The organism is Fodinibius saliphilus (assembly GCF_005869845.1).
GTDB lineage: Bacteria > Bacteroidota > Rhodothermia > Balneolales > Balneolaceae > Fodinibius > Fodinibius saliphilus.
In genome coordinates, this window is sequence record NZ_VAWF01000002.1 from 486,811 (window position 1) to 499,283 (window position 12,473).

A 12,473-nucleotide genomic window follows, 5' to 3' on the forward strand; every position below is an offset into this window, starting at 1 on the left:
AGGTTGGGTACATTTAAGAATGGGATTTATTTTCCATATATTGAATGAACGTTCATTCATTGCTGTTCTTCTTAACAGACTGGGAAAAATATTATGATGGAAGGTAAAAATAATGATAAACGTACTGCTGTATTATCAGCTACCCTAAACTTGGTAAGTAATCGCGGTTTTCATAACACTCCCATGGCAAAGATTGCTGAGCTGGCCGATGTCTCAGCCGGAACTATATATAATTATTTTAGTAATAAGCAGGATCTGGTTGATAGCTTATACCTTGAGATTAAAAATGCATTTACTACAGCTGCATTTCAGGAGTATGATGAAGATATGCCAGTGAAAGAGGGGGTAAGATGCGTTTGGTTTAATATGATTGGATATAAAATGTCTAACCAAAAGCAGGCAAATTTTCTATCACAGTGTGAAAATTCCCAAATTGTATCGGAGGCTGTACGGAAACGGGCTCTACAACATCTGCAACCACTGATAGAATTGTGGGAACGAGGTCAAAAAGAGGGAACTATTCGAATGGTTTCCCCCTATTTGCTATATGCGTATGCCGTTTATCCGTTGTCATTTTTTGTCGCTATAGAAGAACGAAATGAATTTAAATTAACAAAAGAGATGCGTGAACAGTCATTTGAAATGGCTTGGAGTGCAATCTCATTAAAGTAATATATAATATATTTAAGAAGTGTTGACATGAATAAAGTAATAAAACTAGCAAATAGACCGACGGGAAAGCCTGTAAGTTCAGATTTTAAAATTGAAGAAATCAAAAAACCGTCTCCATCTGATGGGGAAATGCTTTTAAAGCCCAAATTTGTTTCTGTAGATCCATATTTGCGGGGAAGAATGAGGGATGTAGAATCTTATGTTGACCCGTTTAAGCTGAATAAGGCGATTAGTTCACCAATAGTAGCGGAAGTTATATCCAGCGAAAATACATCATTTGAAAAAGGAGATTATGTAACAGCTGAATTGGAATGGAAAAAATATCAGCTTTCAAATGGTAATGGATTACGTAAGATAAATCCCGATTTAGCTCCCCTTTCTGCACATCTTGGGGTCTTGGGGCTGACAGGTATTGCAGCCTTTATTGGTCTGACAGAAATTGGTGTGCCCAAGGAGGAAGAGACGTTGGTTGTTTCTGGAGCCGCAGGAGCTGTAGGGAGTGTTGTCGGTCAAATTGGAAAAATAAAAGGGTGCCACGTAGTTGGTATTGCTGGATCAGATGAGAAAGTAGAGTTATTAAAGTCAAAATTCGGATTTGATGCCGCTATTAATTATAAGACTACAGAAAATATGAGTAATGCTATATCACAGGCCGCAGAAAGCGGAGTTGATGTTTATTTTGATAATGTAGCAGGCGATATATCGGATGGGGTATACCAAAACATGAATAATTTTGGGCGTATTATAAACTGTGGAGCTATCGCACTTTATAATGCGACTTCAGTGCCGACCGGACCGCGCTTAGAGCCAATGATGGTACAAAAACGACTTTCGATGCAGGGATTTATTGTAAGCGATTACCAGGAAAAGTTCCCCGAAGCAGTGAAACAGTTGGCGAAATGGCTTAAAAAAGGGGAGCTGGAATATGCAGAAACTATTGTAGAGGGGTTTGATAACATCCCCAATGCTTTTTTAGGTCTTTTCGAAGGAGATAACAAAGGAAAAATGATAGTGAAAATTTAAAATTAGCTAAATAAGTATGAATAATTTCGATTTTTATAATCCAACAAAAATCCTTTTTGGAAAGGGGAAAATAGAAAATATAACAGATGAAATTCCGGAAGGTGCCAAGGTGCTAATGACCTATGGCGGTGGAAGTATTAAACAAAATGGTATTTATGAACAGGTAAAGGATGCGCTGGAAGATTTTAAAGTAGTGGAATTTGGCGGTATTCCCCCGAATCCCGAATATGAAGTACTTCTTGATGCACTTGATGTTATTAAGGAAGAAGATATTGATTTCATGTTGGCCGTTGGAGGAGGATCGGTTATTGATGGAACTAAGTTTTTATCTGCTGCGGCCCTATATGAAGGGGATAATCCCTGGGAACTCTTAACAGAACATAATCGTGTGGAAGAAGGATTGCCATTTGGGACAGTATTAACGCTACCCGCGACCGGCTCGGAGATGAATTCCGGAGCGGTAGTCTCACGCAAAGAGACAAAGGAAAAATTAGCTATGGGTGGGCCTGGACTTTTCCCGAAGTTTTCGGCTTTGGATCCTACAGTTATTAGAACTGTACCGGAGCGCCAACTGGCAAATGGTATTACAGATGCATTTACCCACGTATTAGAGCAATATATGACATATCCCGCAGGTGGGCATCTGCAAGATCGTTTTGCTGAGAGTATTATGCAGACTCTTATTGAAGTGGCACCTAAAGTAATGGAAGATCAGTCGGATTATGAGATCGCCTCAAACTTTATGTGGAGCTGTACAATGGCACTGAATGGTCTAATTCAAAAAGGAGTGCCCACGGATTGGGCTGTACATGCCATGGGGCATGAACTCACGGCGTTGTATGGAATAGACCACGCTCGGACATTAGCGATAATAGCCCCCCGCCATTACGAAGAAAACTTCGGGAGTAAGAAGGAGAAGCTAGCTCAATATGGGGAGCGAGTGTGGAATATTACAGAAGGGGATATGGATTCAAAGGCTACCAAAGCAATTCAAAAGACCGAGTCTTTTTTCCACTCTCTCAATATTGATACAAAACTGTCAGACTATACGGATAACTACGAAGAAACCGCTGAAATTATAGCAAGTCGTTTCAAAGAGCGAGGATGGCTCGGACTTGGAGAACATGAAAATATAGATCCTGATAAAGTTGAGGAAATTGTGAAAAAGGCATACTGATTTTATCAAGTAGTTGATATTATAGTTGTAGAAAGGGATTAATGAAAACCGTCATTAATCCCTTTTTTATTTAAAAATATATTTCAGAACCTATTATATGAAAAAGTTGTGAAGAGGTGCAGGTTGGGCAAATCCTTTGATTATCCTATCTTCGGTAAAATAAAAGTAAGCCTATAATAAAATGATTACACTGCAAAACCTTTATACCGATCTATCAGAAAGTATTGAAAGATTAAAGAAGAATCCCGAAGCGGTACAGGCCTCTCGGAATATTGTAGAAGATGCCCTTGATCGGGATGAGCCTATGTATGGTATTAATACGGGATTTGGAGCGCTGGCTAATAAACGCGTTGGTGATAAGGAGCTAAAGCAGCTCCAGCGTAATTTAATTCTTTCCCATTCGGTAGGGGTCGGAGATCTTATTCCCAAAGATATTTCAAAACTGATGTTGCAGATTAAGATTCATTCTCTGGGATTGGGCAACTCCGGAATATCAGAAGAGACTTTTCAAAGATTGATCTACTTTATAGAAAATGATCTAATTCCTGCTATGCCCGAAAAAGGAAGTGTCGGCGCTTCTGGTGACTTGGCGCCCCTAGCCCATATGGCACTACCGCTACTGGGTTATGGTATGTTTTGGAATGCGGATGCAACGGATACCATACCGGCCGAAAAAGTGTTAAATGATCACAATTTGGAATCAATTGATTTACAGGCAAAGGACGGACTGTCCTTAATCAATGGTACTCAGCTTATGAGTGGGTATGGAGCATATGTGCTTGAAAAATCGCTTAGCCTTATGAAAGCTGCTGACCTGGTTTCAGCTATGAGCCTGGAAGCATTACAGGGGAGTATTAAGCCTTTTGATAAGCGTATCCATGAAATTAGATCCCATAAAGGACAGCAAGAAGTAGCTAAAAATGTTCGGGAACTGTTGAGAGAAAGTGAAATTTTAGAATCACATCGAAATTGTGGGAAGGTGCAAGACCCGTATTGCCTGCGATGTGTACCTCAGGTACACGGCGCCAGTCGTGATGGGTTAAGGTATTCTCGAGAGCAAATTGAGACGGAGTTAAACTCAGTAACAGATAATCCACTGGTGTTTGAGAATGGGGATATTATTAGCGGAGGGAATTTTCACGGACAACCCTTAGCACTAGCACTGGATCATGCCAAAGTTGCTTTGGCTGAATTTGCCAGTATCTCTGAGCGGCGCACCTATTTGTTGTTGGAAGGACATGATGGGTTGCCTGAGTTGTTGATGGAAGAAACAGGAATTAATTCTGGTTTTATGATTCCGCAATATACTTCTGCTTCATTGGTATCTGAAAACAAAGTGCTTTGTCATCCGTCCTCAGTAGACTCTATCCCTACAAGTTTGGGCCAAGAAGACCATGTGAGTATGGGTAGTATCAGTGCGCTCAAGTTATTAGAAGTTTACCAGAATGTAGAACAGGTGTTGGCCATAGAGCTCTTTACTGCTGCGCAGGCACTGGACTTTCGCAAGCCCTTACGCCCAGGTCGAGGCGTAGAAATTGCTCATGACCATGTTCGTGATACTATTCCTCATGCTCAAAAAGACCATTACTTTAAAGATGATATCAATAAAGCGGTAGAGCTATTGCAGAGTTCCAGCATGGTCAATCAAGTTGAAGAAAAAACTACTAAATTACATTAGACAAAATATATTTTAACTGCCTAATTTTCGTTTACTACACGTAAGCCCTCAAAGTCTTGCTTTAAATTTACCGGTCGGGGAAATGATATGACATAGGCATCATCATGTACTTTATTCATAATTTCTTGGACCCTTTTAGAATTTTCATAATCATTGAATACCCCAATTAGTACTTCGTAAAATTGTTTTCTTTTTATAATAAGTATTTTGCTTTTTTCCGCCTGAGTATCTTCTCCCAATTTTTTAAGGGCATTATTTCTAACTTTTTGAGCTGTTTCTAAAAAATATGTTGCAAATATTTGTGTATAGTGTCCTTGAGGCAAGGCATATGCAACTCCCGTCTCCCGGTTGACCTCTACTTTCCTGATTTCAGACTGCATGCTTCCCAAGGCTTTTCTTAATTCTTCAATACTATCTTTTAGAAGAGCGATTTGACTTTTTAAAGAGTCTATTTCAACGGTATTATTTTCGATAAGTTTTTTATAATACCGTTCAGTTTCTTTATTCGCATCTTCTGCTTGGGTTAAGCGTCGATTTAAACTTTCAATTCGATTGTTTTGAGTTATAAATTGATTATAATCAGCAGGGCTCAAATCCACTGGTGAAGGGCGCCAGGAAAGGTGCCGGCTTGACTTTTTCTTACCCAAATGTAGCCGGACTCCACCAGTCAGCGAATTTAAGAGATCAGAACCCCATCCCTCCATTTCGTTATCCATAGAATTGGCACCAAGCCGATACTCATAATGGGTAAACACATCAATCAAATTATTCACTTTATAAGCAATTCCGAATCCCGCATTATAACTAGTGTCATGATCGTAGAACTGCCCATCAGGGCCTTTGTATTTAAACATATCATAACCGACACCAGCTGTTAAATAAGGGTTAATGCGGGTAGATGCTCTGTTCAGCAATAAAACCTGGTTGAGGTTGATAATGTTTTTCAGCGTGACCATGTTCATATTTGTCTCAAACTGTTTTATCGAACCCACTATTTGAGTACGTCGATAACCAAGTTCGAGTGACCAAGCTGGGGTCAAGGCGTATTGAACTCCCGCATCAAAAGCAGGAGTAACATCCGTGTTGGTAGTAAAATTGCTTGATAAAATTGTGGAGCTATTATTTCTGTCCCCCAGACTGGCTCCCCCGCTAAATGTTAAACTTAGCCTGCGATAATCATTAAATTCGTAGCTTTGTGAATAAAGTACTGATGAGGTGAACAGCGTTAAGCATACGATGGATACAATCTTTCTTATAGATAGAATAAACATAATTAAGTCCCTCCCGTTTTTTATATGTACATAAACTATGTAAAGTGCTCTCTCTTTTTTGCACTATATTATAATCTACTAATATTCAAATATTAAGTCACATTTAATTCTTCTAATTTTTCAGTTTTATTGTAAGCTTATTATTTAATATTAATTTCCACAGGTTATAATTGATTGAACTAAAATATTGCATCAATGCAAATATTGAAGAACATAGGTTACCTTGCCACTTGTAAAGATGAAGGGGAGCAGGGAGATATCCACTACATCAAAGATGCTGCAATTATTTGGGAAGGAGAAAGTATTAAGTGGGTCGGTAAACAGTCTGTTTTGCCGGTCAAATATAGTGGCGAGAAAGTACATGATGCCCAAGGCCGTATGGTTATTCCCGGATTGGTGGACTGTCACACACATTTAGCTTTTGGCGGTTGGCGGCCGAATGAGTTTGAGATGAGAGTTCGTGGCGAAAGCTATCTTGATATTGCGAAAGCCGGAGGCGGAATATTATCAACAGTAAACGCTACACGTGAGGCTACAGAAGAGGACCTTTATAATAAAGCATCTGGCTTTTTAGAAGAGATTGTTAAACAAGGAGTGACTACCGTTGAATGTAAAAGCGGTTATGGGTTATCACTATCAGATGAACTGAAGATATTACAGGTTTATCAGCGTTTGAATGAAGAGCGTTCATTGCATATTATTTCGACTTTCTTGGGCGCCCACACCATTCCGCCTGAATACAAAGGAGAAAGGGAAAGTTATATCGATCTGATTATTGAAGAGATGATTCCCGCTGTCGCTGAAAAAAGATTGGCAGATTTCTGCGATGTCTTTACGGAAGAATCGGCATTTAATATAGAAGAATCCCGAAAAATACTTTTAGCTGCAAAAGCGGCCGGCCTTACTCCTAAGCTTCATGCTGATCAGCTTACTTCTTGTGGGGGGGCTGAATTGGCAGCCGAAGTGGAAGCAGCCAGTGCTGACCATCTTGAGAAAATTTCGGAGCAGGGTATCACGGCTATGGCAAAATCTGGGGTAGTTGGAGTAACGTTACCGCTTGCAACACTTTATACGCAAGAAGAGCCATTGAATTGTCGTAGATTGGTTGAGGGAGGCGTTGAAGTTGCAGTAGCTACCGATTTTAATCCGGGGTCGGCACCGACTTACGATCTGCCTTTGGCAATGATGTTGAGCTGCAATCAAGGCCGATTAACCCCGGCCGAGGTTCTGAAAGGAGCTACTATTTATGCCGCTAAAGCAATTAAACGAGATTACAAGGTAGGGTCAATTGAAGAAGGAAAATCAGCTGACTTTGCTATTATCGATGCGCCTGATCCTAACTTCTGGATGTATCATTATAGGGGTGCAAATTGCGTGGCATCTTATGTAAGGGGACAAAAAATTACGTAAGAAAATCTCTATAAAATGGTAGAGAGATAAAATCTGTTTTTGATAAAAATGGGAGTTCTCAAAATTATATTCTATGAGTAACGATTTTCAGGCTGAAAAGTGGGAAGCAACTATCTTATTTTGTGACATACGAAACTTCACTAAGCTGTTTGATGAAGAAGATCCCTTGGAAGCGGTAAAATTTGCTAATTCTGTATTGACTGAGTTGGGGGAAGAGGTAGAAAGGCAGGGTGGAAAAGTAGATCGGTTTACTGGCGATGGATTCATGGCACATTTTGGCATTATAAATGGGACTTCCAATCATGTAAAAGATGCGTGTAAAGCTGCATTACGAATGCGTAGAAAGTTACAAAATATTAATACTGCCCGTTACTTAGATGTGAAACGTGTTGTATCGGCAGGTATCGGAATACATACGGGTACCGTTGCACTTGGCGAAATATCGACGAAACAGATTAAACAAACTACGGTATTGGGAGATGTTGTTAATACCACTGCTCGTATAGAGCAATTGACTAAGTTTTTTTCGGTAGATATTTTGCTTTCCAATGAGAGTTATAAACGGGTGGAAAAAGAGTTTCAGTTTAAAGAAATGTCGCCAAAACAAATTCAGGGAAAGAGAAACGAAATTGAAACGCATTGGTTACTTCCAATGAATGATTTAGAAGACTAATTATACTTTTTAACCTCAAGTAGTTGTTATGCAAATTACCGTAGAGGATGGCAGTCAAATTAGTGAGAAAGCCATAGAGGAATTGAAGAAGCACACTGATATGATAGAATGTGAGTGTCCTGCACGGCTCATGGAGATACTGGAAAAGGTTCGCAACTTTACTGAGTACTCTGAGCAATGCATCGAAAAATACCCCGAAGACAAAGCAACGCACAAATGGTTGCGTTCGTCTTCTATGAATTTAGATCAGCTTATTTCTACTACGCTTATACAGTTGGCCCGTTACGAAGGTTTTATTAACGAGGATAATGAAATTGTGGAACGACCCAGCTCTTAATTATTAACTGGATGGACAAGAAGGGGCTTTTTTCTTGTCATTATATTGGTTTTGGAAATTCTTTAGTGTACTCGGGATTCTTCCTAATTCTTCGTTGTTTCCTTTAGCTTGTTGTTCTACCTGTTTCATGTTTTTGATGATGTCACAGGCTTTTCCGAACTTTTCAACCGTCAGATAGGCTTCAAAGAGCCAACGGTACGAATGATAATCACGTTCTTTGAGGAGTCGGTTTGTTCTTGTTTGCCAATCTACAGATGCTTTATAAGCCCTGATGTTAGACTGTATCACTTTATCCCACATCTCCAGCTGTTTAAAAATGTGGCTAGGCATATGAATAGCATGCGAAGATGAGTATGCTACTTCTGAGTAATCATTGGCAGGTCGAATCCCCATTTTAGCAAATGTGCTATTGTCATAGATATGAATAAGGTAGTGCATGCCGCCGGGATGCTTAGGATTATGCTTGTATAACTGTTCAAGTTTGGCGGCAATAGGAACAAGCTGGTCAGGATTGGGATTGCTATAACTATAGTCAGGTGTTGTCATTGAAGCCAGCGCAGAAAAAGCTAAGGTCTCATCACTGGGGTATTTTTCATACAGTTGCTGCATGGCCTGGGCATATTGGGTGCGGCGTTTTTCCATCTCTTTGTTATCATTATAAAGAATACGTACAGCCTCAATATATCTTTTTTCTCTTTCTGTCCAGCTAACTTCATTTTTATTTATTTGCTCATTTAGCTGCTTTAATACTTTTGAGCCGGCAGTTTGATTATGTTGTTCCCAAATAGGATGATCATAAGTCATTAGCTCTCCCCAGTAGGCCATAGCGAAAGAGGGATCTAAATCTTGAGCTCTTTGGAAGTGGTCTCTTGCCTCTGGATACCAAAAGCTGTGGAGTGCCAACACACCTGTTAAAAACTCTTTTTGAGCTTTGCCAGTGGCTGAAGTGGGAAAATCAATAGAGCCTAACTTGAGATTGGTACCACTATATTTGTTTTGGGCAAAAGCAGTCATAGATCCCAACATAAATAGTACGCAGAATAGCAAGGAGAGCTTGAAGCTTTTAAGGTTTAGCATAAGAAGTAAAGGTGAGATTTTGGTTTGGGCTACTGCTATTAATATACAATACTCAATGTACGGTAAAAAGGACAGTCGTATTCTAATGGTTAATAAGTCTGTTTTCTCATAGATTAATATTATGCTAGTGATAAGTAGTAAAGGAATCTGTGGTGCTCATATGATTAAACTATAAATAAGGGGAGTTATGGAATCAAAAATGATGGAGAAGATGAAAAATGCGGTAGCTTGGTTTGAAATTCCAGTTAATAACTTAGACCGTGCAAAAAGGTTTTATGAAGGGATTTTAGATATTGAGCTTATTGATATGGATCTCGGAGATGAATTTAAGATGAGCATGTTTCCGGTGGTACCGGGGGGAGTAAGTGGAGCTATCTGTAAGCATAAAGAATACTATAAACCCAGTAAAGAAGGGACATTAGTATATTTGAATGCAGAACCGAATTTGCAGAGCGTATTAGATAGAGTTATAAATTTCGGTGGTAAGGTATTGCAGGAGAAAACGCCTATCAGTGATGAATATGGTTTTATGGCAATATTGCAAGATACAGAAGGCAATCGTATCGCTCTTCACTCCAGTAAATAAATAAGATCAAATTATTTTAAAAGTTTTAAAATAAGATTGGTCGTTTATGTGTAGCTGAGGCTTATGTAAAAGGTGGGGTTCTACCACTTGCTCACCCTTCCGAATAATGTTATGCTTAGGGCTATTTTATAATTTGTAATTAAAGCAAAGAATTGTGTCTGAACTTAATCCTTCAGGAATTTCTATTTCTACAACAGCAGAAGGTGATCCCCGAATAGGTCATTGGTTGAGTGAGCAAAATAATGATCCTGAATATGTTATTGTGGGATTTCCATCTGATAAAGGTGTTCGTCGCAATGGAGGACGTCCGGGAGCTTCGGAAGCTCCTGATGCTATTCGAAAGCAGTTATATCGAATGACACCCAGTGCTGAGTACTATAAAACATTTGTGAGTTTTTTGGAAAACTGTAAAGATGTAGGAAATGTGGAAGTAACCGGAGATCTGGAAAAGGACCACGAACGATTAGGTAATGTGGTTGCAGGTTTTTTAGAGCAAGGGGTACTGCCAATCATCCTGGGAGGAGGACATGAAACAGCATTCGGTCATTTTCTGGGATATGCAAAGTCTGAAAAGCGAACTTCAATTTTTAACCTGGATGCGCATTCTGATGTTCGTCCATTAAAAGAGGGGAAAGCCCATTCCGGATCACCTTTCAGACAAGCCCTTGAGCACGAGAGTAATTGCGGTGAAACATACCTGGTTGCAGGCTTACAGCCACATTCAGTTGCACAGTCGCACTTAACTTTTATCAATGATCACGATGGGCACTATAAATTTCGTGATGAAACCAATATCACAGCTATCTCTGGGTTATTTCATCGCCATGAAAGTGAGCAGTTAATGGTTACGTTTGATTTGGATGCGGTGGACCAGTCGCAGGCTCCGGGTGTTAGTGCTCCCTGTACTAATGGATTGCCTGCTGATTTATGGTTGACCTCGGCATACCTGGCAGGGCGAAATGAAAAGGTTACGTCTTTTGATATATCAGAGTTGAACCCCAATTTTGATCGAGATGCGCAAACAGCCAAGCTTGCAGCTCTTACCGTATGGCATTTTATGTTGGGTTTAAGCCAGCGATAGGGTATAGTGTGTGCTGATCTTAGCTCAGTATCTCTAAGATCTCCCTCTTCTAATAGCTAAGAGGGGTAGATATATATGACTTTTAAGCTCCTTCCAGTGCTCTGACCCGGAAGGAGGAGGGGTTAATAAGTCCACTGTAAACTGTTCAGCAGCCTAATACTTAGGGTTTAATCTTAATGTCGATCTTCTCCGTAGGATCTTGCTCTTTGTTACGGATTGCCAACTGCTGAATCACATTGTTTGAAAGCTCAACAAATTTCTTGGCTGAGACCGAATCCAGCTCTTCATCGAGAACGATAGGCTTTCCTTCGTCACCACTCTCACGTACTTTTTGCTCTAATGGAATTTCTCCAAGGAAGTTTGTACCAATACGGTCAGCTAGATTGCGAGCCCCGTGTTTACCAAAGATATGGTATTTCTTTTCAGGCATATCTTCGGGTATAAAGTAAGCCATGTTTTCAACGATGCCCAGTACCGGCACATTCACTTTTTTAAACATCGCAACTCCTTTTCGTGCATCGTCGAGTGCTACATCCTGTGGTGTAGAAACAATAACTGATCCCGTAAGTGGTACCGTTTGTACCAATGTTAACTGAATATCGCCGGTGCCGGGAGGTAGATCGAGAACCAAGTAGTCAAGTTCACCCCATTCTACCTCGTTCATAAACTGTTTAACAGCACTGGTCACCATGGGGCCCCGCCAGATCATGGCCTGGTCGGGATCAACAAGAAGTCCCATAGAAAGAAAACGAACTCCATACTTTTCCATAGGGATAAGCTTCTTGCTCGTTGTAATATTGGGACGCTCGTGCGTGTCCATCATGGTTGGGATACTTGGTCCGTAAATATCGGTATCCAGCAGCCCCACTTTTGCTCCTGTTCGCGCCAAACCGCAAGCAAGGTTTACCGCAACCGTAGATTTCCCAACCCCGCCTTTACCGGAAGCAACAGCGATAACATTTTTGACTCCTGAAAGAGCATCTGCCTCATCACTTTCATCCTCCTTCTTTTGACGATGTCCTTGTCCGGGAAACTCACCGTTATCTTCGTTATTTCGAAATTTAGAAATATTTACAGCAGTATTGATATCCAATACTGCGTCTTTATCAACAAATTTATGGATAGCTTCCTTACACTTTTCTTTAAGGTCAGCTTCCAATTTTGCGTCTTTTTCGGGGAGGTCAATAGTAAATGTGATAAAGGTGTCTTGGACGATCAGATCCTCGATCATATCTAAAGAAACGAGGTCTTTATCCATCTGCGGGTGCATCACATGAGTAAGTGCTGTACGCACTTGTTGCTTATTAATTGCCATCAGCTTAAAAATCTTGGTTGTTGCTTTATTGAATGAAGTCTTCAAAGATAAGGATTTAATACCAGATGCTAAATGTAGATTAGGGATAAAGAATTTGCCTAGAAAAGCTAGAGTAAAGCTTTGATTGCACTTTTTTTGAAGATATATTTGCAATAACAGCTGTCATAGGAGAA

The 12,473-nt window shown here is 40.1% G+C and carries 12 protein-coding genes; 9 read left to right on the forward strand and 3 right to left on the reverse strand.

Annotation, left to right across the window (positions count from 1 at the left end; all coding sequences use genetic code 11):
- Positions 1-93 precede the first annotated feature (93 nt).
- From FCN14_RS10240 to hutH, 4 genes are all read left to right on the forward strand, one after another.
- Complete coding sequence (locus FCN14_RS10240) at positions 94-672, forward strand: TetR/AcrR family transcriptional regulator (protein WP_138431185.1); 579 nt, start codon at positions 94-96, stop codon at positions 670-672.
- A 27-nt stretch (positions 673-699) separates the two neighbouring features.
- Positions 700-1,695 (forward strand): NADP-dependent oxidoreductase, encoded by a 996-nt coding sequence (locus FCN14_RS10245; protein WP_138431186.1) that lies wholly within the window; start codon positions 700-702, stop codon positions 1,693-1,695.
- A 16-nt stretch (positions 1,696-1,711) separates the two neighbouring features.
- Positions 1,712-2,872 carry an iron-containing alcohol dehydrogenase gene (locus FCN14_RS10250; RefSeq protein WP_138431187.1) on the forward strand — a complete coding sequence of 387 codons (1,161 nt, stop codon included), beginning with the start codon at positions 1,712-1,714 and terminating at the stop codon, positions 2,870-2,872.
- A 181-nt stretch (positions 2,873-3,053) separates the two neighbouring features.
- On the forward strand, positions 3,054-4,550 hold the full coding sequence (gene hutH / locus FCN14_RS10255; RefSeq protein ID WP_138431188.1) for a histidine ammonia-lyase: 1,497 nt from the start codon (positions 3,054-3,056) through the stop codon (positions 4,548-4,550).
- Positions 4,551-4,570: 20 nt separating this feature from the next.
- Here hutH and FCN14_RS10260 read toward each other — a convergent pair whose 3' ends face one another.
- Complete coding sequence (locus tag FCN14_RS10260; RefSeq protein ID WP_138431189.1) at positions 4,571-5,821, reverse strand: hypothetical protein; 1,251 nt, start codon at positions 5,819-5,821, stop codon at positions 4,571-4,573.
- 195 nt (positions 5,822-6,016) lie between these two features.
- Here FCN14_RS10260 and hutI point away from each other — a divergent pair, with 195 nt between their 5' ends.
- The 3 genes from hutI to FCN14_RS10275 all read left to right on the forward strand — a co-directional run bounded on the left by hutI (position 6,017) and on the right by FCN14_RS10275 (position 8,241).
- On the forward strand, positions 6,017-7,231 hold the full coding sequence (hutI, locus tag FCN14_RS10265; protein ID WP_138431190.1) for an imidazolonepropionase: 1,215 nt from the start codon (positions 6,017-6,019) through the stop codon (positions 7,229-7,231).
- A 73-nt stretch (positions 7,232-7,304) separates the two neighbouring features.
- A complete protein-coding gene (locus tag FCN14_RS10270; RefSeq protein ID WP_138431191.1) occupies positions 7,305-7,904 on the forward strand; it encodes an adenylate/guanylate cyclase domain-containing protein in 600 nt (199 codons plus the stop codon).
- A 28-nt stretch (positions 7,905-7,932) separates the two neighbouring features.
- Positions 7,933-8,241, forward strand: a complete 309-nt coding sequence (locus FCN14_RS10275) for a hypothetical protein (protein ID WP_138431192.1) — start codon at positions 7,933-7,935, stop codon at positions 8,239-8,241.
- 3 nt (positions 8,242-8,244) lie between these two features.
- On the opposite strand, the gene FCN14_RS10280 is transcribed toward FCN14_RS10275, so the two are convergent.
- Positions 8,245-9,318, reverse strand: a complete 1,074-nt coding sequence (locus tag FCN14_RS10280; RefSeq protein ID WP_138431193.1) for a hypothetical protein — start codon at positions 9,316-9,318, stop codon at positions 8,245-8,247.
- 187 nt (positions 9,319-9,505) lie between these two features.
- On the opposite strand from FCN14_RS10280, the gene FCN14_RS10285 reads away from it, so the two are divergent.
- On the forward strand, positions 9,506-9,904 hold the full coding sequence (locus FCN14_RS10285; RefSeq protein WP_246043145.1) for a VOC family protein: 399 nt from the start codon (positions 9,506-9,508) through the stop codon (positions 9,902-9,904).
- Between the two features lie 154 nt (positions 9,905-10,058).
- On the forward strand, positions 10,059-10,985 hold the full coding sequence (locus tag FCN14_RS10290; protein ID WP_171032884.1) for a formimidoylglutamase: 927 nt from the start codon (positions 10,059-10,061) through the stop codon (positions 10,983-10,985).
- A gap of 160 nt (positions 10,986-11,145) precedes the next feature.
- Here the strand turns inward: FCN14_RS10290 and FCN14_RS10295 are convergent, their stop codons facing one another.
- Complete coding sequence (locus FCN14_RS10295) at positions 11,146-12,300, reverse strand: Mrp/NBP35 family ATP-binding protein (RefSeq protein ID WP_138431195.1); 1,155 nt, start codon at positions 12,298-12,300, stop codon at positions 11,146-11,148.
- Between the last annotated feature and the right edge of the window lie 173 nt (positions 12,301-12,473).